24 protein-coding genes are annotated in these 25,278 nt (G+C 73.0%); 16 read left to right on the forward strand and 8 right to left on the reverse strand.

The window, feature by feature from the left end; all coding sequences use genetic code 11:
- The first annotated feature begins 27 nt into the window (after positions 1-27).
- Positions 28-2,427 (forward strand): excinuclease ABC subunit UvrA, encoded by a 2,400-nt coding sequence (locus OG599_RS09960; protein WP_327175606.1) that lies wholly within the window; start codon positions 28-30, stop codon positions 2,425-2,427.
- Positions 2,428-2,488: 61 nt separating this feature from the next.
- Here the strand turns inward: OG599_RS09960 and OG599_RS09965 are convergent, their stop codons facing one another.
- The 3 genes from OG599_RS09965 to OG599_RS09975 all read right to left on the reverse strand — a co-directional run bounded on the left by OG599_RS09965 (position 2,489) and on the right by OG599_RS09975 (position 4,910).
- Positions 2,489-3,286 carry an EI24 domain-containing protein gene (locus OG599_RS09965; RefSeq protein ID WP_327175607.1) on the reverse strand — a complete coding sequence of 266 codons (798 nt, stop codon included), beginning with the start codon at positions 3,284-3,286 and terminating at the stop codon, positions 2,489-2,491.
- A gap of 88 nt (positions 3,287-3,374) precedes the next feature.
- A complete protein-coding gene (locus tag OG599_RS09970) occupies positions 3,375-3,803 on the reverse strand; it encodes an organic hydroperoxide resistance protein (RefSeq protein ID WP_327175608.1) in 429 nt (142 codons plus the stop codon).
- An 87-nt stretch (positions 3,804-3,890) separates the two neighbouring features.
- Entirely contained in the window at positions 3,891-4,910 is a 1,020-nt protein-coding gene (locus OG599_RS09975; RefSeq protein ID WP_327175609.1) for an NADP-dependent oxidoreductase, read from the reverse strand.
- A gap of 136 nt (positions 4,911-5,046) precedes the next feature.
- On the opposite strand from OG599_RS09975, the gene OG599_RS09980 reads away from it, so the two are divergent.
- From OG599_RS09980 to OG599_RS09995, 4 genes are all read left to right on the forward strand, one after another.
- Complete coding sequence (locus tag OG599_RS09980) at positions 5,047-5,514, forward strand: MarR family winged helix-turn-helix transcriptional regulator (RefSeq protein WP_327175611.1); 468 nt, start codon at positions 5,047-5,049, stop codon at positions 5,512-5,514.
- A 51-nt stretch (positions 5,515-5,565) separates the two neighbouring features.
- Positions 5,566-6,144, forward strand: a complete 579-nt coding sequence (locus tag OG599_RS09985) for a hypothetical protein (protein ID WP_327175612.1) — start codon at positions 5,566-5,568, stop codon at positions 6,142-6,144.
- Positions 6,145-6,357: 213 nt separating this feature from the next.
- Complete coding sequence (locus tag OG599_RS09990; protein WP_327175613.1) at positions 6,358-7,395, forward strand: rod shape-determining protein; 1,038 nt, start codon at positions 6,358-6,360, stop codon at positions 7,393-7,395.
- Between the two features lie 28 nt (positions 7,396-7,423).
- Positions 7,424-9,100 (forward strand): GAF domain-containing protein, encoded by a 1,677-nt coding sequence (locus OG599_RS09995; RefSeq protein ID WP_327175614.1) that lies wholly within the window; start codon positions 7,424-7,426, stop codon positions 9,098-9,100.
- Between the two features lie 55 nt (positions 9,101-9,155).
- Here the strand turns inward: OG599_RS09995 and OG599_RS10000 are convergent, their stop codons facing one another.
- Positions 9,156-9,590, reverse strand: coding sequence for an Lrp/AsnC family transcriptional regulator (locus OG599_RS10000; RefSeq protein WP_327175615.1), 435 nt, complete (start codon positions 9,588-9,590; stop codon positions 9,156-9,158).
- A 155-nt stretch (positions 9,591-9,745) separates the two neighbouring features.
- Between OG599_RS10000 and OG599_RS10005 the strand changes: the two genes are divergently transcribed.
- The 3 genes from OG599_RS10005 to OG599_RS10015 all read left to right on the forward strand — a co-directional run bounded on the left by OG599_RS10005 (position 9,746) and on the right by OG599_RS10015 (position 13,989).
- The gene (locus OG599_RS10005; RefSeq protein WP_327175616.1) at positions 9,746-10,966 is read left to right on the forward strand and encodes a nitrate/nitrite transporter; all 1,221 of its coding nucleotides are present in this window, start codon (positions 9,746-9,748) and stop codon (positions 10,964-10,966) included.
- 76 nt (positions 10,967-11,042) lie between these two features.
- Complete coding sequence (locus tag OG599_RS10010) at positions 11,043-12,602, forward strand: acyl-CoA synthetase (protein ID WP_327175617.1); 1,560 nt, start codon at positions 11,043-11,045, stop codon at positions 12,600-12,602.
- A gap of 28 nt (positions 12,603-12,630) precedes the next feature.
- Positions 12,631-13,989, forward strand: a complete 1,359-nt coding sequence (locus OG599_RS10015; RefSeq protein ID WP_327179985.1) for a carboxyl transferase domain-containing protein — start codon at positions 12,631-12,633, stop codon at positions 13,987-13,989.
- Positions 13,990-14,002: 13 nt separating this feature from the next.
- Here OG599_RS10015 and OG599_RS10020 read toward each other — a convergent pair whose 3' ends face one another.
- The 3 genes from OG599_RS10020 to OG599_RS10030 form a co-directional block, all read right to left on the reverse strand.
- On the reverse strand, positions 14,003-15,100 hold the full coding sequence (locus OG599_RS10020; RefSeq protein WP_327175618.1) for an LLM class flavin-dependent oxidoreductase: 1,098 nt from the start codon (positions 15,098-15,100) through the stop codon (positions 14,003-14,005).
- 368 nt (positions 15,101-15,468) lie between these two features.
- A complete protein-coding gene (locus OG599_RS10025) occupies positions 15,469-16,833 on the reverse strand; it encodes an MFS transporter (protein ID WP_327175619.1) in 1,365 nt (454 codons plus the stop codon).
- 149 nt (positions 16,834-16,982) lie between these two features.
- A complete protein-coding gene (locus OG599_RS10030) occupies positions 16,983-17,627 on the reverse strand; it encodes a LysE family translocator (protein ID WP_327175620.1) in 645 nt (214 codons plus the stop codon).
- A 161-nt stretch (positions 17,628-17,788) separates the two neighbouring features.
- On the opposite strand from OG599_RS10030, the gene OG599_RS10035 reads away from it, so the two are divergent.
- A complete protein-coding gene (locus OG599_RS10035; protein WP_327175621.1) occupies positions 17,789-18,415 on the forward strand; it encodes a flavodoxin family protein in 627 nt (208 codons plus the stop codon).
- Positions 18,416-18,576: 161 nt separating this feature from the next.
- A complete protein-coding gene (locus OG599_RS10040) occupies positions 18,577-19,305 on the forward strand; it encodes an SDR family oxidoreductase (RefSeq protein WP_327175622.1) in 729 nt (242 codons plus the stop codon).
- 25 nt (positions 19,306-19,330) lie between these two features.
- Here OG599_RS10040 and OG599_RS10045 read toward each other — a convergent pair whose 3' ends face one another.
- Positions 19,331-20,587, reverse strand: a complete 1,257-nt coding sequence (locus OG599_RS10045) for an amidohydrolase (protein WP_327175623.1) — start codon at positions 20,585-20,587, stop codon at positions 19,331-19,333.
- Between the two features lie 224 nt (positions 20,588-20,811).
- On the opposite strand from OG599_RS10045, the gene OG599_RS10050 reads away from it, so the two are divergent.
- From OG599_RS10050 to OG599_RS10075, 6 genes are all read left to right on the forward strand, one after another.
- Positions 20,812-21,744, forward strand: coding sequence for a LysR family transcriptional regulator (locus OG599_RS10050; RefSeq protein WP_327175624.1), 933 nt, complete (start codon positions 20,812-20,814; stop codon positions 21,742-21,744).
- 217 nt (positions 21,745-21,961) lie between these two features.
- A complete protein-coding gene (locus OG599_RS10055) occupies positions 21,962-22,168 on the forward strand; it encodes a tautomerase family protein (protein ID WP_327175625.1) in 207 nt (68 codons plus the stop codon).
- Positions 22,165-23,124, forward strand: a complete 960-nt coding sequence (locus OG599_RS10060; RefSeq protein WP_327175626.1) for a DMT family transporter — start codon at positions 22,165-22,167, stop codon at positions 23,122-23,124. Before OG599_RS10055 ends, OG599_RS10060 begins: the two co-directional genes overlap by 4 nt.
- Before the next feature lie 230 nt (positions 23,125-23,354).
- The gene (locus OG599_RS10065) at positions 23,355-23,576 is read left to right on the forward strand and encodes a DUF6243 family protein (protein WP_327175627.1); all 222 of its coding nucleotides are present in this window, start codon (positions 23,355-23,357) and stop codon (positions 23,574-23,576) included.
- A gap of 443 nt (positions 23,577-24,019) precedes the next feature.
- Positions 24,020-24,433, forward strand: coding sequence for a protein kinase domain-containing protein (locus OG599_RS10070; protein WP_327175628.1), 414 nt, complete (start codon positions 24,020-24,022; stop codon positions 24,431-24,433).
- Between the two features lie 150 nt (positions 24,434-24,583).
- A complete protein-coding gene (locus OG599_RS10075; RefSeq protein WP_327175629.1) occupies positions 24,584-25,237 on the forward strand; it encodes a GntR family transcriptional regulator in 654 nt (217 codons plus the stop codon).
- Positions 25,238-25,278 lie beyond the last annotated feature (41 nt).

Here is a 25,278-nt window from a genome sequence, read left to right on the forward strand (position 1 = left end):
TCCGCCGTACCGCAGGAGGAGACACGCATGAGCAGGGCCCAGAGGACGGATCGCCGGTCGGCCGAGGAGCGCGGCGCGGACAGCCACGATCTGATCCGGGTGCACGGAGCGCGGGTGAACAACCTCAAGGACGTGCATGTCGAGCTCCCGAAGCGCCGGCTGACCGTGTTCACCGGCGTCTCCGGCTCGGGCAAGAGCTCCCTGGTGTTCGGCACCGTCGCCGCCGAGTCGCAACGGCTGATCAACGAGACGTACAGCGCCTTCGTGCAGGGCTTCATGCCCACGCAGGCACGACCCGAGGTGGACGTGCTCGACGGCCTGACCACCGCGATCCTCGTCGACCAGCAGCGCCTCGGCGGCGACCTCCGTTCCACGGTGGGCACCGTCACCGACACCCACGCGATGCTCCGCATCCTCTTCAGCCGCCTCGGCAAGCCGCACATCGGCCCGCCCGGTGCGTACGCGTTCAACGTCCCCTCGGTCCGGGCGAGCGGGGCGATCACCGTCGAACGCGGCAACAAGAAGGCCGTGAAGGCGACCTTCAACCGGACCGGCGGGATGTGCCCGCGCTGCGAGGGCCGGGGCAACGTCTCCGACATCGACCTCACCCAGCTCTACGACGACTCCAAGTCGCTGTCCGAGGGCGCGTTCACCATCCCCGGCTGGAAGTCCGACAGCTTCTGGACCGTGCGGGTCTACGCCGAGTCGGGTTTCCTCGACCCGGACAAGCCGATCCGCGACTTCACCAAGAGGGAGATGCAGGACTTCCTGCACCGGGAGCCCACCAAGGTGAAGGTCGAGGGCGTCAACCTCACCTACGAGGGGCTGATCCCCAAGATCCAGAAGTCCTTCCTCTCCAAGGACAAGGAGGCGCTCCAGCCGCACGTGCGGGCGTTCGTGGAGCGCGCGGTCACCTTCGCCACCTGCCCCGAGTGCGAGGGCACCCGGCTCAGCGAGGGGGCGCGGTCCTCGAAGATCGCGGCCGTCTCCATCGCCGACGCCTGCGCGATGCAGATCAGCGATCTCGCCGCGTGGGTGGGCGGTCTGGACGAGCCCTCGGTGGCGCCGCTGCTCACCGCGCTGGGAGCGACCCTCGACTCGTTCGTGGAGATCGGCCTCGGCTACCTCACGCTCGACCGCCCGTCCGGCACGCTCTCCGGCGGTGAGGCGCAGCGGGTGAAGATGATCCGCCACCTCGGCTCCTCGCTGACCGATGTCACGTACGTCTTCGACGAGCCGACCGTCGGGCTGCACCCGCACGACATCCAGCGGATGAACGACCTGCTGCTGCGGCTGCGGGACAAGGGCAACACGGTGCTGGTGGTGGAGCACAAGCCGGAGACGATCTCCATCGCCGACCATGTGGTGGACCTGGGTCCGGGGGCCGGTACGGCGGGCGGCACGGTCTGCTTCGAGGGGACGGTGGAGGGGCTGCGGAAGAGCGACACGGTCACCGGCCGCCACTTCGGCGACCGGGCGAAGCTGAAGGACGAGGTGCGTCGGGCCACCGGGGCCCTGGAGATCCGGGGCGCCTCGACGCACAACCTGCGGGACGTGGACGTGGACCTCCCGCTCGGGGTGCTGACGGTGGTGACCGGGGTCGCCGGTTCCGGCAAGAGCTCGCTGGTGCACGGGGCGCTGCCCCGGCAGGCGGGGGCGGAGGGCGTGATCTCGGTGGACCAGAGCCCGATCCGGGGTTCACGGCGGAGCAACCCGGCGACGTACACCGGGTTGCTGGACCCGGTCCGCAAGGCGTTCGCGAAGGCCAACGGGGTGAAGCCGGCGCTCTTCAGCGCCAACTCCGAGGGTGCGTGCCCCGGTTGCAACGGCATCGGGGTCGTCTACACCGATCTGGCGATGATGGCGGAGGTCGCCTCGGTCTGTGAGGAGTGCGAGGGCCGGCGCTACCAGGCGGCGGTGCTCGAATACCGGCTCGGCGGCCGGGACATCAGCGAGGTGCTGGCCATGCCGGCTTCCGAGGCACGGGAGTTCTTCGCCGAGGGTGAGGCGGCGACCCCGGCGGCGGAGCGGATTCTCGGCCGGCTGGTGGACGTCGGTCTCGGATACCTCACGCTGGGGCAGCCGTTGACCACGCTCTCCGGCGGCGAGCGCCAACGCCTCAAGCTGGCGACGCACATGGGCGAGAAGGGCGGGATCTATCTGCTCGACGAGCCGACCAGCGGTCTGCACCTCGCCGACGTCGAGCAGTTGCTCGGCCTGCTGGACCGGCTGGTGGACTCGGGCAAGTCGGTGATCGTGGTCGAGCACCACCAGGCGGTGATGGCGCACGCGGACTGGATCGTCGACCTCGGCCCCGGGGCGGGCCACGACGGCGGGCAGGTCGTCTTCGAGGGCACCCCGGCCGATCTGGTGGCCGCCCGCTCCACCCTCACCGGCGAGCACCTCGCGGCGTACGTCGGGGGCTGAGGCAGCATCCGTACCAGGACGGGCGCCCCCGCGCGTCCGGCGGGCTCCCGGCCCCCTCGGCTCAGTCGTCCTCGGCCTTCACCAGCGAGGTGACCGGGGAGGGTTGCGCCTGGGGGGCGTCCTCGGCGTCGACGAGGTCGCGGACGAGCAGGGTCGCGCCGGCCACCGCGCCCGGCATCAGGAATATGGCGACGACCGGGATGAGGAAGGCGAGCGTCAGCGGGACGCCGAAGCCGAGGACCAGCATCCGCCGGCCGCGCAGCAGGGCGAGACGGGAGCGCAGGTCGCGGCCCCGGCGCTGGAGGGCCACGGAGGTGAGTTCCTCGGCGAGGAAGTAGCCGGAGACGCAGAACCCGAGGGCGGGGACGACGGTCTGTCCGGCCACCGGGATGAAGCCGAGGGCGAAGAGGGCGATGCCGTAGAGGGAGACCCGCACCAGGATGCGGACGGAGTCGCGGGCGGAGATCCAGAGTTCGCGCCAGAACGGGAGCCCGGACTCGGGGACCTCGCCGCCTTCGCTGCGGTCGACCTCCTCGGAGAGCGACTCGTAGAACGGCTGGCCGACCAGGAGGGTGACGGCGGTGAAGGTGATGACCGCCAGGAACAGGCCGAAGGCGAAGACCAGGACGGTCAGCGTGTTGCGCAGCAGTCCGAGCCAGGGCGACGACCAGTCGTCGGCGAACGGGGTGGACCAGCCGACGAAGTCGTCGGCGCCGTAGGCGAGTCCGACGAGCGCGCCCGCGTACAGGACGAGGGTGATCAGTCCCGGCAGCAGCCCGAAGCCGAACCAGCGGCCGTGCCGGCCGACCCAGCGCTGGCCCTTCATCAAGTAGCCGAATCCGGCCGCGAGATCACTCATGGCGCCAGGGTACGTGCGCACCCCCCGGACGGTCCCATGGGGTGTCCGGGGGGTGCGGGTGCGGCGTTTGCCGTGGCGAGCGGCGGGATCAGGCGACGATCAGGTCGACCTTGATGTTGCCGCGCGTGGCGTTGGAGTACGGGCAGACCTGGTGGGCCTGCTCGACGAGCTCGCGCGCGGTCTCCGTGTCGACGTCCGGGATGGAGACGGTGAGCGCGACCTCCAGGCCGAAGCCGCCGGTGTCCGCCTGGCCGATGCCGACCGACGCGGTCACGGTGGACCCGGCGATGCTGATCTTCTTCTGCCGGGCGACGACACCGAGGGCGCTCTGGAAGCAGGCGCTGTAGCCGGCGGCGAAGAGCTGCTCGGGGTTGGTGCCGTTGCCGCTGCCGCCCATCGCCTTCGGCGGGTTGACGACGACGTCGAGGTTGCCGTCGTCGGAGTACACCCGGCCGTCACGGCCGTTCTCGGCGGTGGCGACGGCGGTGTAGGCGACGGTTATGTTCGGGATGCTCATGCGGGGTTCCTCCTGCTGGTGGCCGAATGCCGTGCGGTCGGACAAGAAGCGCGGTCGGACCCGGGTGGCGGTCCGACGGGGAGACGGTCAGACGAGGGAGACGATCATCTTCCCGGTGTTCTCGCCGCGCATCAGGCCGTCGAAGGCGTCGAAGCCGTTCTCGATGCCCTCGACGGTGGTCTCGCGGTACTTCAGCTCGCCCGAGGCCAGCCAGCCGGCGGCCTCTTCGACGAACGTGGGCCGGAGCGCGGTGTGGTCGCCGACGAGCAGACCCTCCAGGCGCAGCCGCTTGCCGATGACGAGCGCGAGGTTGCGCGGGGCCGGGGTCGGCTCGGTGCTGTTGTACTGGGCGATCATGCCGCAGATGGCGGCGCGGCCGTGCACGTTGAACGACGAGAGCGCGGCTTCCAGGTGCTCGCCGCCGACGTTGTCGAAGTAGACGTCGATGCCGTCCGGGGCGGCCTCGCGGAGCTGGTCGCGGACCGGGCCGTTCTTGTAGTTGAACGCCGCGTCGAAGCCGTACTCCTCGACCAGGAGCTTGACCTTCTCGTCGGAGCCGGCCGAACCGATCACCCGGGAGGCGCCCTTGAGCCGGGCCATCTGGCCGACCTGGCTGCCCACGGCTCCGGCGGCGCCGGAGACGAAGACCGCGTCGCCCTCCTTGAAGGAGGCGACCTCGAAGAGTCCGGCGTAGGCGGTGAGGCCGGTCATGCCGAGCACGCCGAGGTAGGCGGAGAGCGGGGCGACGTCCGGGTCGACCTTCGCCACGCGCTTCGCGGGGACCTCGGCGTACTCGCGCCAGCCGAGGCCGTGCAGGACGTGGTCGCCGACGGCGATGCCCTCGGCGTTCGAGGCGATGACCTCGCCCACCGCGCCGCCGTCCATCGGCTGGTCGAGCTGGAAGGGCGGGGTGTACGACTTGACGTCGTTCATCCGGCCGCGCATGTACGGGTCGACCGAGAAGTAGAGGTTGCGGACGAGGACGTGGCCCTCGGCAGGAGCGGCCACCGGCGCCTCACGCAGCGCGAAGTCCTCGGGCTTCGGCCAGCCGTGCGGGCGGGCGACGAGGTGCCATTCGCGGCTGGAGGCGGGAAGTGCTGCAGACATGGGCTCGGGTTCTCCTCGGTGTCGGGTGTGGGGGTCCGTACCCGGTGGGGCGTACGGCGTGGAAAAGCTTCACCACATGAAACAACCATGCTCCTGGATATTTCACCTTGTCAAGTATCTGGGTATCCTGTGTGTCATGACCACCCCGCGCACAGATCCTCTGACCCTCGAAGTCGTCGAGCTGATCGGCACTGTCGTGGCGCGCTACTACGAGGAGTACGACCGGGCCGCCGCCTCCTTCTCGCTCACCGGCGCCCAGGCCCGGGTCCTGCGTCTGCTGTCCATCGAGCCGATGCCCATGCGCCGGATCGCCCAGAAGCTGAAGTGCGAGCCCTCGAACGTGACCGGCATCGTGGACCGGCTGGAGGCACGTGACCTGGTCGAACGTCGTCCGGACCCGCACGACCGGCGGGTGAAGCTCGCCGCCCCGACCGAGCGGGGCCGCCTGACCGCGCTCCGGCTCCGCGAGACGCTGGACTTCGCCCGCGAGCCGCTGGCCGGCCTGTCGGACGCGGAGCGCACGGTGCTGCGGGACCTGCTGCGCCGGATGATCGGGGCCGGGCCGGACGGGGACCTCGGAGGCCTCGGGGACCTCGGGGGCTGAGCACCGGCAACGGCTGAGCACCGGTAACGGCGGGCGGGCAGGATGGACCCCATGACCGCCGCCGCCCCCTTCGGACCGCTCCAGTTCCAGCTCGTCCTGCTCCGCCGGATGGCCGATCACCAGCCGGACCTGGCCGAGGAGGCCCGGCACGAGCTGAGCGCGACGCTCGCCGAGGCGCGCGAGGCGAACCGCCGCTGGCAGGCCATGGTGCGCGGACCGGGCGGCCGGGGCGTGCTGCGGCGGTACCGCTCCGTGCTCGGCGAGCCCGAGCGGTCCGTCCGGCGCACCGTCGGCGACCTGGAGTGCGACGCCCTGACGTGGGCGCTGCCGCTCTGGCCCGACCTGCGGTTCGAGGTGATGGCCGCACCCGGCGGAGCGGTGTGGAACGCCTGGCTGGTCCGCGCGCCCGGCGCCCCGGGCCCCGAGCTGCGCGGCGCGGCCGACCTCACCCCGTGGTCCTGCACGGTGGACGAGGTGGCGCGGGCCTTCGCGCCGGTCCGCCCGATGGAGGGCAGCGCGCCGACCCGCTGGGCGCTGGCCTTCACGGACCCGGCGACCGGCACCGGTCACGTCGCCGAGTTCACCTGGGGCCTCTTCCAGCGCCTGCTGCCCGGCCCCCGGGCGCTCTGAGCCGGCCGGGTCCAGCGGCTGCGGGCCCGGCAGACGTACGCCCCGGGCCGACCCGGGCCGGCGGCTGCCGCCCGGCCCCCGGCGGTTCCGAGCCCCGCTGTTCCCGCAGGCCCGTCCGGCGTACCTCAGCGCGCGCCCGGCCCCCGCTCCGCCCACGATGCGAAGGAGAGCCGGCTGCCGCCGGGACCCCACCAGCTCTCGGGAGAACCTGCCGTGACCGTCAGCCTTGAGCAGTTGCGCCGTTGCCACGTCGCCGTCGACCTGGGGGCCGCGAGCACCCGCGTGTACGTGAAGGGGCTCGGGCTCGTCGTCGACGAACCGAGCGTCGTGGCCGTCAACACCCGCACCGGATCGCTCATCGCGGTGGGCGCGCTCGCCGAGCAGATGACCGGCCGCACCCCCGCCTACATCCGGGTGGCCCGGCCCGTGTCGGGCGGCACCGTGGTGGACATCGAGATGGCCCAGCGCATGCTGCGTCACCTGATCGGCGAGAAGCTCCGCCGCCAGCTGCGCCGCAAGCCCCGGCTGCGGGCCGCCGCCTGCACCCCGCACGACAGCGACCCGCTGGCCCAGCGTGCGACCGTGGAGACTCTGGTCGGGCTCGGCGCCCGCCGGGTGGAGCTGGTGGACACCCTGATCGCGGCAGCCGTCGGCTGCGGGCTCCCGGTCGAGCAGCCGACCGCCACCATGATCATGGTGTGCGGTGCGGCCACCACCCAGATCGCGGTGCTCTCGCTGGGCTCGATCGTCACCGCCGTACGCATCCCCATCGGCGGGAACACCATCGACGACGCGGTGATCCAGCACCTGCGCCAGCACCACGAGCTGATGCTGCCGAGCCAGTCCGTACGCCCCCTGCAACTGGCCCTCAGCGGCAACGGGCTGACCTCGCAGGGGCCGGACGTGACCGAGATCCACGGCCGCGACGTGGCGACCGGGCTGGCCCGTTCCGTACAGGTGGACACGGCCGCCGTGCGGCAGGCGATCCACACCCCGCTCACCGCGGTGGTGGACGGTCTCGGCAGGGTCCTGCGGGACTGCCCGCCCGATCTGGTGGCCGACCTCGCCGACCGGGGCATCATGATGGTCGGCGGCAGCGCCCTGCTGCCCGGCTTCGACCAGTTGCTGCGGACCGCCACCGGGATGCCGGTGACGATCGCCGAGCGGCCGGAGGCCTGCTCGATCCTCGGCCTCGGCGCGATGCTGGACGGCACGATCGCGCCGATGGTCCTCAACCCGCTCGCCGGCTGACCACCCCCGCGCGGCTGGGGCGAGGCGGATGGCGCGGGAGCACGGCGGCGGACCGGACGGGCCCGAGGACGCGCACGGCGCGGCGGGCGGTCCCGACGCCTCCGAGGGCGGCGGGCACGCCTACGCCCCCCGGCTGCCGGAGCTGCTGGAGGCGGTGTTCAGCGTCGGCACCGATCTGGGGCTCGGCACGACGCTCCAGCAGATCGTGGACACCGCCTCGCTGCTGACCGACGCCCGCTACGGCGCGCTCGGGGTGCTGGACCCCGAGTCCGGCCGGATCACCGAGCTGTACACGGCGGGCCTCGGCGACGAGGAGCGCCGGCGCATCGGCGCGCTCCCGGACGGCCGCCGGGGGGTGCTGGGCGCGCTGATCCACGAACACCGGCCGCTGCGCTCCGACGACGTGACCCGCGACCCCCGCTCGGTGGGCGTACCGCCCGGGCACCCCGCCATGCACACCTTTCTCGGCACGCCCGTCCGGGTCGACACCGAGGTGTTCGGCAACCTCTATCTCGCCGAGAAGAGCGGCGGACGGCCGTTCACCGACGCCGACGACGCCCTGCTGCGGGTGCTGGGCTCCCAGGCGGGCATCGCGATCAGCAACGCGCGGCTCTACGAGTCGGCCCTCCAGCGGGAGCGCTGGCTGCAGGGGGCGGCGGCCGTCACCACCGCGCTGCTCACCGGGACGAGCAGGGCCGAGGCGCTCCAGACCGTCGCCGAGGGGGCCCGGGTGCTCGCGGAGGCGGCGGCCGGGGTGATCCTCCAGTCCCGCGAGGACGGCGGCATGGAGATCGTCACCGTGTCGACCCTGGAGGACCCGGCGGGCATCCTGGGTGCCTCGATCGCGCCCGGCTCCCCCGTACTCGTCCATCTGCTGGGCGGGGAGCCGGTGTTCATGGACGACGCGGCGACCGACCCGCTGATGACGACGTCGGTGCGCCACCGGTTCGGGCCCAGCATGATGCTGCCGCTGGCGAGCGACGGCCGGCTGATCGGGACGCTCGCCCTGCCCCGGCTGCGGGGCGGCAGGCCGTACACCTCGGCGGACCGGCAGCTGGCGACCCAGTTCGCCTCGCAGGCGGCGGTGGCCCTGGTGCTGGCCGACGCCCAGCACGACCGGGAGCAGCTGGCGGTCTACGAGGACCGCGACCGGATCGCCCGTGACCTGCACGATCTCGTGGTCCAGCGGCTCTTCGCGACGGAGATGACGCTGGAGTCGGCCCGCCGCAGGGCCGTCGCGGCGACGAAGGCCCCCGAGTGGTCCGGGGACCCGGACGACGCGGTGGAGGCGGACGGTCTGCTGGTGCGGGCGGTGGACGAGCTCGACTCCACGATCCAGGAGGTACGGACCACGATCTTCGCCCTCCAGCAGCCGCCCGCCGACGCCCCGACGACGTTCCGGGGCCGGGTGCTGCGGGAGACGGCGGGCGCTTCGGCCCTGCTCGGCTTCCAGCCGTCGGTGCACTTCGCGGGGCCGGTGGACGCGCTGGTGGGCGACCCGGCGGCCGGGCAGCTGCTGGCGGCCCTGCGGGGTGCGCTCGCCGCCGCCCACCGCCGGGCGGGCGTCTCGGCGATCGAGGTCGAGGTGGACGCGACGGTCCGGCTGCCGGACGGGCGGCGGGCGGTGCGGCTGCTGGTCGCGGACGACGGGCAGGACGAGCGGGGTGAGCGGCGGTCGCCGGTCACCTGGCAGGCGCCGATCTGAGCTCCCGCCCGCTCGGGCCCGGTCCGTGGCCGGCCGGTGGGTGGCCGGTGGCCGGTCAGTGGTGGGTGGGGGCCGCCCGCAGCGCGATCCGGGTGACGGAGTGGGCGACGCCCGCGTCCCGCTTGAGGCGTCGCAGCAGGGAGTCGAGGGCGCCGGGGTCGGCGGCGGTGGCGCGTACGAGGTAGTCGTGGCCGCCGGTGAGGTGCACCACCTCGGTGATGCCCGGCAGCATCAGCACGGAGCGTTCGAACTCCTCGTTGGTGGTGTCCAGGCGCAGCGAGACGTCGATGAAGACGACGAGTCCGGAGCGGGTGTCGGCGGCGGGGTCCACGATCACCGTGAAGCCGCGGATGACGCCGTCGCGGCGCATCCGGCGTACCCGGTCGCCCGCCGCGTTGGCGCTGAGCCCGACGCGTACGCCCAGGTCCCGGTAGGAGATCCGGGCGTCCTCCTGGAGGATGGCGAGTATTTCTCTGTCCAGCCGGTCCATACGGCGATTGTCGCAGCATTCGGGCGAAACCGACTGCGGAGGCGACCGTGGGAACACGGGCGCGCACCGGGGGTGAGCACCCGCCCCGCTCACCGTATGCCCCGGTCGGAGCAGTCCGACGGGCTCCCGGCGGGCGGCCGGTCTTGACTGGGCCCGTGAAGACAGCAGCCCCCAAGCAGCCCGCCGCGCCGGCGGCGGCCAGGCCTTCCGCCGCCGCGTACCGCAATCTCGTCGTGGCGACGATCGGCTTCGCGCTGACCTTCTGGGCGTGGAACCTGGTCTCGCCGCTCTCCGGCGAGTTCAAGGACCGGCTCGGGCTCAGCTCGTTCCAGCAGTCCTTCCTGGTCGCCGTGCCGGTCATCGTCGGCTCGCTCGGCCGCATCCCGGTGGGCGCGCTGACCGACAAGTACGGCGCGAAGCTCATGTTCCCCGCGGTGTCGGCGCTGACCATCGTGCCCGTGCTGCTGCTGATCCCGGCGAAGGACTCGTACGGGGCGATGCTGGCCGTGGGCTTCCTGCTGGGGCTGGGCGGCACCACGTTCGCCATCGGCATCCCGCTGGTCAACTCGTGGTTCCCGCCCTCCGACCGGGGGCTCGCGCTCGGCGTCTTCGGCATGGGCATGGGCGGGGTGGCGCTCTCCGGGTACTTCACCCCGCGCATCGCCAAGCACAGCGACGACCTGCCGTTCCTCGTGGTGGCGGGCGCGCTCGTGGTGTACGCGCTGCTGGCCGCCGTACTGATCACCGACCGCCCCGACCGGCCCGTGCCGGCCGACACGCTGGTCCACCGGCTCACCGAGGCGGGCAGGCTGCGGGTGACCTGGGAGCTGTCGGCGCTGTACGCGATCGGCTTCGGCGGCATCGTGGCGTTCGGGGTGTACCTGCCGACGTACCTCAAGACCTGGTACGACATGTCCCCGACCGACGCGGGCACCAAGGCGGCCGGCTTCGCGCTGGTGACCGTCGTCTTCCGGCCGGTCGGCGGCTATCTCTCGGACCACCTGCACCCGGCGCTGGTCACCGCGGCGGCGCTGCTGCTGGCCGCGCTGATGGCGATCGTCCAGGCCTTCGACCCGTCGCTGAACCCGGTCGGCACCATCGCGCTGCTCGCCATGGCGGCCGGGCTCGGCACCGCGAGCGGCAGCGTCTTCGCCCTGGTCTCGCAGGTGACCCCGCAGCCGAAGGTGGGCAGCGTGACCGGCATCGTCGGCGCGATGGGCGGCCTCGGCGGGTTCGTGCCGCCGCTGGTGATGGGCGCGATCTACAGCGCCAAGGGCTCGTACTCGATCGGCTTCATGCTGCTCTCCGACCTGGCGCTGGCGGGCTGCGTGTACGCGTACGGGCGGATGCGGAACATCAAGCGGGACTCGGGCTGAGCCGCCGGGCAGCCATCCCTCGAGGGCTCGCGGGGAATCAAGGTGTTGCCTCCCCGCAAACCCTTACGCTGACGGCGTGACGCAACTTTCTCCCGCGCCCCTTCCGCCCGAGCCCCTCCTTCCCGCGCTCCAGCATCCGTCGGCCGGTACGGACGGCCGGGAGGCGGTCCGGTTCGGCGAACTCTCCCTCTCGTACGCCCGGTTGTCCGCGCTCGCGGGCGCGCTCGGGCCCCGGGTCACCGGGGCGGGCGGCCGGGTCGCCGTCTGGGCGACGCCGTCCGCGGAGACCGTCGTCGCCGTGGTGGCCGCGCTCCTCGCGGGCGTGCCCGCCGTCCCCCTCAACCCGAAGACCGGCGAGCGCGAACTCGCGCACATCGTCGGCGACAGCGCACCGGCCGCCGTGCTCGCCGGACCGGGGGACGTGCTGCCGCCGGTGCTCGCCGCGCTCCCCCGGATCGACGTCCTCGTGGGCGGGGACGATGTGCCTCCCGCTCCCCCGTCCGCCGCCGTCGAGCCCGGTTCCGAGAGCGCCGCGCTGGTCGTCTACACCTCCGGCACCACCGGGCCGCCCAAGGGCGCGGTCCTGCCCCGCCGGGCGGTCGCCGCCTCGCTGGACGCGCTGGAGGACGCCTGGGGCTGGACCGGCGGCGACGTCCTCGTCCACGCCCTGCCGCTCTTCCACGTGCACGGGCTGGTGCTGGGGGTGCTCGGGCCGCTACGCCGGGGCGGTTCGGTACGCCACCTGGGGAGGTTCTCCGCCGAGGGCGTGACGCGTGAACTCGGCTCCGGGGGCACGATGTTGTTCGGCGTGCCGACCATGTACCACCGCCTGGCCGAGGTGCTCGGGTCCGGCGGGGGCACCGGGGATACCGCGGGGGAGGCCGCCGCGGCCGAGCTGGCCGGAGCGCTGGCCGGTGCCCGGCTGCTGGTCTCGGGGTCGGCCGCGCTGCCGGTCCACGACCACGAGCGCATCCACGCCGCGACCGGGCGGCGGGTGATCGAGCGGTACGGCATGACGGAGACGCTGATGAACACCGGGATCCGCGCGGACGGCGTCCCCCGGCCCGGCACGGTCGGCCCGCCGCTCGCCGGGGTGGAGCTCCGCCTGGTGGAGGAGGACGGTTCCCCGGCGGACGGCCCGGAGGCGATCGGTGAGATCCAGGTGCGTGGCCCGAACCTCTTCAGCGGCTACCTCAACCGGCCGGACGCCACGGCGGCGGCGTTCACCGGGGACGGCTGGTTCCGCACCGGCGACATGGCCACGGTGGACCCCGACGGGTACGTGCGGATCGTCGGGCGCAAGGCCACCGACCTGATCAAGAGCGGCGGTTACAAGATCGGGGCGGGCGAGATCGAGAACGCCCTGCTCGACCACCCCGGGGTGCGCGAGGCCGCGGTCACCGGCGAGCCGGACCCGGACCTCGGCGAGCGGATCGTCGCCTGGGTGGTCCCGTCCGACCCCGGATCTCCGCCCGGCGCGGCCGAGTTGGCGGACCACGTGGCGAAGCTCCTCGCCCCGCACAAGCGCCCGCGCACCGTCCGCCATCTCGACGCCCTGCCGCGCAACGACCTGGGCAAGATCATGAAGCGGGCGCTGACGGCGGACCCCGCGAGCGGGCCGGGCCACGGTGGCTGAGCGGCCGGCGCGCCGGACCGCGCGCGAGATGATCGCCGTCGTCGCCGGCACCTTCGACGAACGCCCGGCCCCCGGCGACGAGCACCACCCGGGCGGCGCGGGGGCACCGGACGGCCCGCTCGGCTGGAGCGGTTACGGCGCCGCGCGGGCCCAGGCCGCGGAGCGGACCGGCGAGACGGAGTCGGTCGTGCACGGCACGGCCCTGGTCGGCGGGCAGTCCTGCGTACTGCTCGCCTTCGAATTCGGCTTCCTGGGCGGCTCGTTGGGGCACCGCACCGGGGACCGGCTGACGGCCGCGTACACCCTCGCCCGGGAACTCCGGCTGCCGCTGGTCTCCCTGGTCGCCACCGGCGGCAGCCGGATGCAGGAGGGCATGGTCGCGCTCACCCAGCTCCAGCGGGTGGCCCGCGCCTCGGCGGAGCTGCGGGCGGCCGGGCTGCCGCAGCTCGCGGTCCTGCGGGACCCGACGACCGGCGGTGGCTGGGCCACCGTGGGTGCGGGCGCCGACGTGGTGCTGGCGCTGCCGGGGGCGCAGGTCGGGTTCGCCGGTTCGCGGGTGCGCCCGCCGGACGCGGACCCGTACGCGTACACCGCCGAGGGCCAGTTGGCGGCGGGGCAGGTCGACGCGGTGGTGGAGCAGGCGGAGTTGGCGGAGGCGCTGGGCCGGTGGCTGGCGGTGCTGAGGGGCGGCACCGGGACGGGTGCGCGGGCCTCGGGCGTACGGCCCGCACCGGTGCCGCAGGCGCTCTCCCACACCCGGCTCCCCGCGACCGGCCGGGAGGCGGTGGCCCGGGCCCGGGCGCCCGAACGGCCGCGTGCGGAGGCGTACTTGGACGCGTACTTCACGTACCGGCTCGCCCTGCACGGCGACCGGGCGGGCGGCACGGACCCGGGGACGCTCTGCGGGTTCGGGCTGCACGGGGACCGGCCGGTGGCGTACGTCGCCCAGTGCGGCACCGCCACCCGGCCGGCCGGGTACCGGGCGGCGGCCCGGACCGTGCGGCTCGCGGACCGGCTCTCCATCCCCGTACTCACCCTGATCGACACCCCGGGCGCCGCCAACGACGCGGCGGCCGAACGGGCCGGGGCGGGCGCGGCGATCGCCGACGCCTTCGCGGCGATCGCGGAGGCGCGGGTGCCGGTGACCACGCTGGTGATCGGCGAGGGCGGTTCGGGCGGCGCGCTCGCCCTCGCCGCCCCCGGCCGCACCCATGTCACGGCGGACAGCTACTTCTCGGTCATCGCACCGGAGTTGGCGGCGGCGATCCTCAAGCGCCCGCCGTCGCTGGCCGACGAGACGGCCGACCAGCTCGGCCTGCGGCCCCAGGACCTGGTGGCCCTGGGGATCGCCCGGAGCATCGTGGGCGAGGAGCCGGGGGCCCTGTAGGCGGCACCTCGGCTCAGGAGGACGCCGCCAGGGCGCGGAGCCGGGGGGCGACCTCCTCGCCGACGCGGAACGCCTCCTCCAGGTGGGGGTAGCCGGAGAGCACGAACTCGTCCACGCCCAGGCGCCGGTACTCGTCCAGCCGGGCGGCCACCTCGTCGTGCGAGCCGACCAGCGCGGTGCCGGCCCCCTCACGGACCAGGCCGATGCCGGCCCAGAGGTTCGGGGAGATCTCCAGCTTCGCGGCGTCGGCGCTGCCGCCGTGCAGGGCGGTCATCCGGGCCTGGCCCACGGAGTCCATCCGCGCGAACCGCTCCTGGCTCGCCCGGACCGCCTCCGGGTCGATGCCCGCGAGGATCCGGTCGGCCTCGGACCAGGCCTCGGCGGAGGTGTCCCGGCTGATGACGTGCAGCCGGATCCCGTACCGCAGCGCGGGCGCCACCGCGCGCAGCCGTGCGATGCGCCCGGCGAGGGCGGCGGGCGGTTCGCCCCAGAGCAGCTGGACGTCGGCCCGGCGGGCGGCGACCGCCTCGGCGGCGGGGGACGCCCCGCCGAAGTAGAGCGGAACCCGGTGCTGGACGGCCGGGTCGGTGAGCTTGGCGCCCTCGATCCGCAGGTGTTCGCCGTGGTGGTCGACCTCCTTGCCGTCGAGGAGGTCCCGCACCACCGACATCACCTCGTCGGTCCGGGCGTACCGCTGGTCGTGCGGCAACGCGTCGCCGTAGGCGAGCTGTTCGGCCGGATCGCCGCCGGTGACCACGTTGAGGGAGAGCCGGCCACCGGCGAACCGACGGAAGGCGTCGGCCTGTTGGGCGAGGAGCGTCGGGCTGGTGAATCCGGCGCGGAAGGCGACGAGGAAGCCGATCCGCTCGGTGTGCTGGGTGAGCGCGGCGCTGAGGATCCACGGGTCGACGCAGCCCAGCCCGACCGGCGTCAGCAGCGAGTGGAACCCGGCGGTCTCCGCGGCACGGGCGACCTGCGCGAGGTAGCCGACGTCGGCGCGGCGGCGGGTGGCGGAGCCGGTACGGCCCTGCACGGCGGTGACCCCGCCGGGGTCGCGGCCGTCACCGCCGGTGGGCAGGAACCAGTGCAGCAGGAGAGAGCTCTCGGACATGGCGGACCCCGATCGGCAGCGGTGGGAGCGGGAGCGACGGCGGGTTGCTCGGCGGGTGCGCGGTACGCGGCCGAGCGGTACGGGCGGCCGTCGGCGGGAGGCGTGACGGTCAGCGGTACGTACGACGTGTCAGCGGTACGTACGACAACAGTGTTCGGCCCGACAGCGCGCGGTCGGGACGCGCGGCGGAACCACGGGGCGTCGCGAAACCGGGCAAGGGGCCATGGAGGCATGGTGATCCGCCCGCCGCCCGCCCGACAAGCGCGTCCCGCATGACGGACAGCCCGCACCCGCATCCCGGGCAGGCCGGGGCCGGTGGGGTCGGGGCCCGGTGGGTTCAGGGCCGGGCGGGTGCAGGGCCCGGTGGCTCAGGGCTGCGGGTTGCGGGCGTCGTAGTGGAGGAAGCCGCGCCACTTCAGCGCCAGCAGCAGTACCGCGACCACGCACGCGAGGCCGCCGCCGGTGACGGCGACGCCCGGGGAGGCCAGGTCGGAGACGGAGCCGGCCAGGAAGTCGCCGAGGCGGGGGCCTCCGGCGACCACGACGATGAAGACGCCCTGGAGCCGCCCGCGCATCCGGTCCGGCACGGCGGCCTGGAGCATGGTGCCGCGGAAGACCATCGAGAAGGTGTCGGCGCAGCCCGCCAGGGCCAGGAACACGATGCCGAGCCAGAGCTGGCGGGTGAGGCCGAAGGCGGCGATCGCCGCGCCCCAGCAGGCGACGGCGCAGACGACGGCGAGCCCGTGCCGTCTGACCCGGCCGAGCCAGCCCGAACAGACTCCGCCGAGAAGAGCGCCGAACGCGGGGGCCGCGACGAGGAGTCCGGTGGTGCGCGCGTCGCCGTGGTACCAGACGATCGCGACGACGGGGAAGAGCGCCTTGGGGCTGGCGAGCACCATCGCGCAGAGGTCGCTGAAGAAGGTCATCCGCAGGTTGGGGCGGGTGCCGAGGAACCGCAGCCCCTCCAGCACGGAGGCCCGCTCGCGCGGCCGCTCCCCACCGGGCCCGGTGCCGGACTCGGGCTCGGTGCCGGTCCCGGTGCCGGACTCGCCGGGTGCGGACGTATCGGCTGCGGCCTCGCCGGGCGCCGCCTTGGTGCCCCGGTCCGGGAGCATGGAGGGCAGGCGCCACATGGCGTACAGGGAGGCGGTGAAGGTGATGGCGTCCACGGTGTACGCGGCGCGGTAGCCCCACCATCCGACGATCACGCCGCCCAGCATGGGACCGACGAGGGTGCCGGTCGTGCTGGTGAGGGAGGAGAGCGCGTTGGCCGCGGGAAGCTGCTCGGGCGGCAGCAGCCGGGGGATCATCGAGCTGCGGGCCGGGGAGTTCAGCGCGAAGCAGACGGCCTGGAGGGCGACGATCGCGTACAGCAGCCCGACCTGCTCCACCCCCGCGACGGCCGAGGCGAGCAGGGCCACCGAGAGCAGGAACGATCCTGTGGAACTGCCGAGCCCGAGCTTGCGCCGGTCCATGGTGTCGGCGATGGCGCCGCCGTACAGGCCGAAGACCACCAGCGGTACGAGCGAGCAGAAGCCGATGAGCCCCACGGAGAAGGCGGACCCGGTGAGGTCGTACACCTGGAGCGACACCGCGAGCGAGGTCATCCCCTGCCCGATCCAGGACACGGTGTTGCCGAACCACAGCCGCCGGTAGTCGGGGGACGTGCGCAGCGGGGTCAGATCGGCGAATATGCGTGTGCGGTGTACATCCGGTTTGCTCTTTTGGGTCACGCCGGATGATAGCGACCCTCCCCCGACCTGCCGGAACGTACCCCTGGGGGGCGGGAGCGCCGGGCCGGACCCGCCCCGGACGGCCCGGCCGCCCCGGTCGGCGGCACCGCCCGGTCACTCGTCGAACGCCCGGTCACGCGGCCGCCCGGTCACTCGCCGAACGCCAGGCGGAGGCCGAATCCGGCCACCACCGTGCCGGTGATCCGGTCGAGCAGACGGCGGGCGCGCGGCTTGCGGAGCCAGCCGCCCAGGAGTCGGGCACAGCCGATCAGCACGGCCGACCAGACCAGCCCGAGGACGAGGTGCACGCTCGTCAGCAGGAGCCCCGCGGTGAAGTGGTCGGCGCCGGGCGGGATGAACTGGGGCAGGACGGCGACGTAGAACGCGCCCATCTTCGGGTTGAGGAGATTGGTCAGGGCTCCCTGGCGCCAGCCGCCGCCCAGGGTGTCCGCCCCGGCGGACAGCGGGCCTTCCGGCTCGTCGGCGGCCGGGGACGTGCGGCCCCTGAAGGTGTCGCGGAGCATCCGTACGCCCATCCACACCAGATAGGCGGCTCCCGCACAGCGGAGCACCTCGTAGGCCAGGTGGGAGGCGGTGAGGAGCGCGGTCACGCCCAGGGAGGTGAGGGCGCCCCAGAGCAGGGTGCCGGTCTGTATGCCGAGGACGACGCCCCAGGCACGTCTGCGCCGGCCGAGGGCGGCGGTGCGCAGGATCAGGGCGGTGTCGAGGCCCGGAGTGAGAGTGAGGAGCCCTACGACGAGGGCGAAGGTCCACAGCGAAGCAGTCATTGCCATGGACCGCCAGCCTATCCGGCCCGGCCCGTGACGGTGCCGGAAGGGGTCCGTCCTCCGGCCCGCGTTCCGCCGTGCCCGGTACCCGATCGGCACTCCGGGGGGAACCGCGGGCACCATGGTGGACCTGTCGCGTTCCGGCACCACCGAAATGGGAAGACCCGATGACCACCCCCGCAGCCCGATCCTTCCTCTTCGTCCTCGGCAGCTCGCGCCCGGACGGCAACTCCGAGGCGCTGGCCCGGCGTGCCGCCTCGGCCCTTCCGGCGTCCGTGGCCCAGCGGTGGATCCGGCTGAGCGACCACCCGCTGCCGCGCTTCGAGGACGTACGGCACACGGGCACGGGTCTGTACGAGGAGCCGGACGGGAACGCCGGGATGCTCCGGCAGGCGACGCGCGAGGCCACGGACCTCGTCATCGTCAGCCCGCTGTACTGGTACAGCGTTTCGGCGGAGGTGAAGCTGTACCTGGACCACTGGTCGGGCTGGATGCGCTTCCCAGGCCCGAGGTTCACCGAGGAGATGCGGGAGAAGACGATGTGGGGCGTCACGGCGTACGCCTCGGCCGACGCCTCCCTCGCCGACCCGCTGATCGGCACGCTGCGCAACACCGCCGACTACCTGCGCATGGGATGGGGCGGCGTGCTGCTCGCCAACGGCACACGGCCGGGCCAGGTCCTGGAGGACGACGCCGCCCTCGACCGGGCCGCGCGCTTCTTCGCGCGGGTGGGGACGGACGAAGCGGCCCCGGCGGGCGCGGCGGACGACGCCGAGGTTCTCGTCGGACCGTGACGCGGCGGCACCGGGCGCGGACCCCGGGCCGACCGGAGCGCCCGGGAGCCGCCGGGCCGGGGAGGAGGACCGCCGGATGCACCCGGACGCCATGCTCGGACCACGCCGACCGATGCCCTCTATGTCATATTTCGGATACGTCTCCGAGCGAAGGGCAACCCATGAAGTTCGCGGTCATCGGCGGTACCGGGCTGATCGGCTCGCAGGTCGTCAACGATCTGAACGCCGCAGGTCACGAGGCGGTTCCGCACTCCCAGTCCACCGGCATCGACGTCATCAGCGGGCGCGGGCTCACGGAGGCGGTGGCGGAGGCCGACGCCATCGTCAACCTGACGAACTCACCCACCTTCGACGAGGCGTCCCCGGCCTTCTTCCAGAAGTCGATGGACAACCTCCTGGCGGCGGGCGCCGAGGGCGGTGCCGGCCACTTCGTGATCCTCTCGATCGTGGGCGTGGACCAGGTCCCCGAGCTGGACTACTACCGGGCCAAGAAGCTCCAGGAGGACATCCTCGCGGCCGGGCCGATCCCGTACTCGATCGTCCGGGCGACCCAGTTCATGGAGTTCGTCGAGTCGGTGCTCTCCTGGACCACCGAGGGCAGCACCGTGCGGCTGCCCGCCACCCCGATCCAGCCGATCGCCGCCGCGGACGTGGCCCTGGCGGTGGCCGAGGTCGCCGCGGGCTCCCCGCTGGGCGGGGTGCGCGACATCGCCGGCCCGGACGTCTTCACCCTGGACGAGCTGGGCAGGATCACGGTGGCCCACGCGGCCGACGGCCGTACCGTCGTCACCGACCCCACCGCCGGGATGTTCGCCGCGGTCAAGGGCGATGTCCTCACCGACAGGAACGCCCACCTCGCCCCCACCCGCTACGCCGACTGGCTCGCCTGAGAAGCCGGACGGACGCGGGTACGGCTCAGACGCCGAGCCAGGCCAGGGCGGCGACGGTCAGGGCGCTGACACCGGTGTCCAGCGTGGGCTGGAGGACGGGGGCGAAGAAGGGGCTGTGGTTGACCGGGACGTCACGGGCGACGGTGCCGTTCCCGGCGGCCTCGGCGTACAGCTCCGGGTCGATGCCGCCGATGCCCCAGTAGGTGAACGGCACCCCGTACGCGTCCGGGATCAGGCTCAGGTCCTCGCTGGCCGTCTGGAGTTCGATGGTGTGCGCGTCCTCACCGAAGTGGGCGGCGAACGCCTCGGCGACCCGCCCGGTCACGGCCTCGTCGTTGACGGTGGGCGGGAAGGCGGCGATCTTCTCGATCAGCGGCTGTGCCGGAGCTCCGGACGCCTGGCACTCGGCCCGCACGATCCGCTCGATCGCGCCCAGCACCTGGGCGCGCGAAGCGTCGTCGTAGGTGCGGACGTTGAGCTGGATGACCGCGCTGTCCGGGATGACGTTGGGGCCGGTCCCGGCGTGGATGCTGCCCACGGTGACGACGGCCGGGGTGGTGGCCGCCAACTCCCGGGAGACGACGGTCTGCAGGCGCACCACGATCATCGCGGCCATCACCACGGGGTCCACCGACGCCTGGGGCATCGAGCCGTGCGCGCCCCGGCCGTACACGGTCACGCGCAGGCTGTCGGCGGCCGACAGGAACGGTCCCGGGCGCGTCCCCACGTAACCCGCCGGATGGGCCAGTACGTGCTGGGCGAGGACCACGTCGGGGCGGGGCACCCGCGAGGTCAGACCGTCGGCGATCATGGCGTCCGCCCCGTCGCCCTTCTCCTCGGAGGGCTGGAAGAGCGCCACGAAGGTGCCCCGCCAGGCTTCCCGGGACTCGGCCATCAGCCGCGCACCGCCGATCAGCGCGGTCATGTGCACGTCGTGCCCGCAGGCGTGCATCACGGGCTGCTCGGAGCCGTCCTCGCCGGCCACGGTCGCGGTGGAGGCGTACGGGAGACCGGTGCGCTCCTGGACCGGGAGGGCGTCCATGTCGGCGCGGGCCATGACGACCGGCCCCTCGCCGTTGGCCAGCACGCCGACGACCCCGGTCCCGCCGATCCCCTCGACGACCTCGTACCCGGCCTCGCGCAGCGCCCCGGCCACCTTGCCGGCCGTGCGGTGTTCCTGAAGGCCGAGCTCGGGGTGGGCGTGCAGGTCCTTGTACAGGTCCTCCAGGCCGGACCGGATGCCGTCCAGGCCGGCCAGTACGGTGCGGGCGCCGTCGCTCATGGTTCCTCCTCGTGCGAGTGACGCTCTCCCGCGCTCCAGGGGCGGGACGGGAGCCGCGCCGATCTGCGGGGCCAGTCTAAAAGCGGCACCGGGCGGCGTTTCGCAGGCCAGGACGGGTGTCCTCGCTCCGCCGACGACGATGCGTGGCTATCGGTGGCCACCGATAGAGTGACCGGCGACATCGGATGCGAGGGCCGGGCGGCGGCGAGGAGCGGCGGTTCCCTTTGGAGCTACGCCAGTTGCGCTACTTCCTCACGGTCGCCGAGGAGCTGCACTTCGGCCGGGCGGCCGAGCGGCTGCACATCGTCCAGTCGGCCGTGAGCCAGCAGATACGGCGGCTGGAACGCGAGCTCGGATGCGATCTCTTCGACCGTTCGGCCCGCCGGGTGAGACTCTCGCCCGGCGGGCTCGTCCTGCTGGCCCACGCCCGCGAGATGCTGCTGATCGAGGAGAAGGCCAGGGCCGCCGTGGCCGCCGTCGGAACCGACGGCACCGTGCTGCGGCTCGGCACCAGTTCGGGGATGGGTCACCGCCTCGATCTCCTCCTCGACGCGCTGGCACGGGACGCGGCCGGTGTGCGCACCGAGTTGGTCTCGCTGCCCGTGCAGGCCCGCGTCCAGGCCGTGTGCACCGGGCGGCTGGACGCCGCGTTCGTACGGGCCGCCCTGCCCGTCCAGGGGCTCACCACCGTCCCGGTGTGGCGGGACGAGGTCCTCGTGGCACTGCCGGCGGCCCACCCCGCGGCCGAGGACGGGACGACGCTCGACCTGATCCGGCTGGCCGCGCTCCCGTTGCGCCTCACCAGCCGGCGCAGCCATCCCGCGCTGGTCGACCTGGTCACCGCCGCCTGCCGCGTCTCGGGCTTCGAGCCGGTCACCGCGGCCGCGCCCGGCTCGCTGCACGACACGCCGGCCGCGATCGGTAGCGGAGCGCCGTCCTGGACCGTCGTCTACGCCTCCCAGGCCCGCCAGTTGCACACCCCGCGCGTCACGTTCCGCTCCCTGTCGGGCTCCGGGCTGTGGATGGAGACCTCCGTCCTCGTCCGCGAGGACGACACGGGAACGGCCGTGCGGCGGCTGCTGGGCCTGTGCGCCGAACTGACCGCCCTGGACGGTACGGAGAGCACGGACGGCACGCGGCGTACGGGCGGCATCTGATCCGGTCAGGGGCACCCGGCGTGGGGCGCCTCGTCACCGCGCGTCCCTTCACCGCGACCCCCGTCACCGCGCGCCCCCTCACCGCGCGCACCATCACGAAAACTGATCGCTGCCTTCGCCGAACGCGCCTTGGACCTCGCGCTCTCCTCGGCTGGAATCGAAGAGCCCCGTTCGGGGCCTCGGCCATACCATCACCCTTCGTCCAGGGAGCCCCGTCATGCCCGTCGTCACCGTCCAGCAAGGACCCCGGCCGACCGAGCGGAAGCGTGAACTCGTCTCCCTCGTCACCGATGCGTTCGTCCACGCGTACGGGAAACCGCCCGAGGCCGTCCAGGTATGGATCCACGAAGTCGCCCCGGAGAGCTGGGGAATGGCGGGCCGACCGGCCGCCGACGCCGACCGGCAGTCGGCGGTGGCCTCGTGAACCGGCGCGTGATCCAGTCCCTGCTGGTTCTCACGGCACTGTTCTGGGGCGCGACGTTCAACCTGGTCGGCTACACCGTCGACCACCTGTCGCCGGCCCTGGCGGCCGCGCTGCGCTACTCGCTCGCCTCGGTGTTCACCCTGGTCGTCCTGGGCTTCCGGGCCCGTGAGGCGCTCGACACCCTGAAGCGTGCGTGGAAGCCGCTCCTCGCCATGGCGGGCATCGGCGTGGTCGTCTTCAACCTGTTCCTCTTCCTGGGACTGCGCCACACGACCCCCACCAACGGCGCGCTCATCCAGGCCACCAACCCGCTCCTGACGGCGCTCATCGCCCGGGCCTTCCTGCACGAGCGCATCGGCCGGGGACACCGCATCGGCACCTCCATCAGTTTCGCCGGAGTCGCCGTACTGATCCTCTCCGGCTCCGTGCAGCGGCTCCAGGCCCCCGACGTCGGCGACCTGCTCTGCCTCGGCGCGACGTTCTGCCTGGCCGCCTACTCGGTCATCGGCGGCCGTTTCCTCAAGGGGGGCAAGCCCGTCCTCACCACGGGTCTCACCACCCTGATGGGCTGCGCCGGACTGTGGCTCACGGTGCCGGCGGTCGGGCCGCTCCCCGACGCGCACACCTTCACCTCCCAGCCCGCGGGCGTCTGGTGGTCGCTCGCCTTCGTCGGCGTCCTGTCGACCGTGCTGGCCTACATCTTCTGGAACTACGGGGTCAGCCACCTCGGCGTGCCCGACACGGCGGTCTTCTTCCACCTCGTCCCGGTCTTCACCGTCCTGGCCTCGCTGGCGATGGGCCAGTCCGTCACCCCGGTGCAGATCGTCGCGGGCGCCGTCGTACTGATGGGCGTCTTCATCTCCTCCCGTCATCCCGCCCCCGCCGGCGCCCCTGCAGCTGCCCCTGAGCCCACCGCCAACCGCGGGGCCTGTACTGCCGCCCCGGAACAGGCGTGAAGCGCCTGGTCACCGCGTGCACCGCAACGGTCGGCCGGCCGGCCGCCGGTGGCCTCAGGGCTGCGTAACGCCTGCCGTGCGGGAATGGCGTAACGTCTTGGCCATGTTCTTCCAGACACCGATTTACGAGTGAGAGCGTGACGGGTCCCGCTGACGTCCCTTTCCGACGTCGCCGCTCCCGTCCCCCACCGATGAATCCGTAGATCACTTCACATCATCCGGGAGAACCCGTGAGCAAGAACATCAACAACCCCGTGGGCATGGGCGGCGGCCAGCGCAAGCGGCAGTCCCGCACCGAGCGGCAGAACAACGGCCCGCACCGCAACCTCGACCGCCAGGGCGCCGCCGACCAGAAGGCGGAGCTGGTACGCAAGATGCGCGAGAAGGCCGCCGCGGCCGAGGGCGCGACCGGGACCTCCGGGCAGACGGGCGACGACACCGCACAGAGCTGACGCACCCTGCCGTACTCCGCCGCTCCCGCCGGGTGCGGCGGAGTACGGAGCCGGGGTGCGAGTCCGGTCCGCCCGATCCGGGCGAAAGCCTCCGAGCCGCGCCCAGCAGTGTGGCTGCGCCAGTGGCCTGTGCCTGCCTGTGCCTGTGCCTGTGCCTGTGCCTGTGCCTGTGGGGCCGTACCCGGGGACGACTCGCCCTGGTTCCCGTCTTCGGCCGCTTCCAAGCCGGTGGTCACCGCCCACGCGGGTCTCCTGAGCTGCGTGAGCGCCGCCTGATCGCCCTGTTATTGGCATGGCATCATCAGCCACACCAACGCTCGGGGCGAGGACTCCACTCATGCAGCCGCTCACTCAGGACGACCCCACACATCTCGGGCCCTACCGGTTGCTGGTTCGCCTCGGGGCCGGCGGGATGGGGCGCGTGCACCTGGGACGACACCGCGATGCCCCGGCCACCGGCGGGGCTGGCCGTCGTGAAGACGATTCGCACAGAGATCGCTGACACCGCCCCCTTCCAAGCCCGGTTCGCCCGGGAGGTTCGTGCGGCTCAGCGGGTCAGTGTCGCGTGGACGGCTCAGGTGCTCGACGCGGACACCGAGGTGACGCCTCCGTGGATCGCTACCGCATATGTCCCCGGTCCGACGCTGCAACACATGGTGGACAGCGATTTCGGCCCGTTGCCGCCTGCCTCCGCGCATGTCCTGGCCCGTCGGATGGCCCTGGCGCTCGTGGCCGTCCACGAGGCCGGAATAGCGCACCGGGACGTCAAGCCGTCCGACGTACTGCTACACCGGACGGCCCGCGAGTCATCGATTTCGGCATCGCCCGGGCCCGTTGAGCTTTTCAGGATCGCGTAGGCACCGCCACCGCCCACGGCATCCACGTCGCCGCCGTCGTGCCGGGCTCCCCCGCCGGACGGGGCCCCTTCGGCATGAGGTGCAGACAAAATCGTTGACAATTCTGTTCGCTGGATTTAGCTTCGACAAGCACTCACTCAGGGAGGGCAGATGCCGGAGGAAGCCCGTCCGGGCTCCGGGGAGCAGGCGAAGCAGTACGCGCTGGGACGCTTGCGGGAGACGATCCTGCGGGGCGGGATGGCACCGGCACAACGGCTGGTGGAGAACGAACTCGCCGAGCGGTACGGCGTCACCCGCGCAAGCATCAGGGCGGCGCTGCTCGACCTCGCCTCCGAGGGTCTGGTCGAGCGGATCCGCAACCGCGGGTCGCGGGTGAGGGTGGTCACGATCGAGGAGGCCGTGGAGATCACCGAGTGCCGGATGGCGCTCGAAGGACTGTGCGCCGCCAAGGCCGCCGAGGTCGCGACCGACGCGCAGATCGACGAGCTGACCGACTTGGGCAGAGCCATGTCCGAGGCGGTCGCCGGAGGCGATCCGGTCTCCTACTCCGAGCTCAACCACGATCTGCACACCCTGATCCGGGTCATCTCCGGCCAGCGGACGGCCGTTGCCCTCCTGGAGCGGCTCAACGCACAACTGGTGCGTCACCGTTTCCGGTTGGCGTTGCGTCCGGGGCGTCCGAAGCAGTCCCTGAGTGAGCATCTGGCGGTGGTCGAAGCGATCTCCGCCAGGGACCCGCGAGCGGCCGAAGGGGCCGTACGCGCCCACCTCAGCAGCGTGATCGACGCCTTGCGCGACGACTGACGCACCCCTGGGGCGGGTGCGCACCTGTCACCAAGGAGATA

The organism is Streptomyces sp. NBC_01335, assembly GCF_035953295.1.
Classification (GTDB): domain Bacteria; phylum Actinomycetota; class Actinomycetes; order Streptomycetales; family Streptomycetaceae; genus Streptomyces.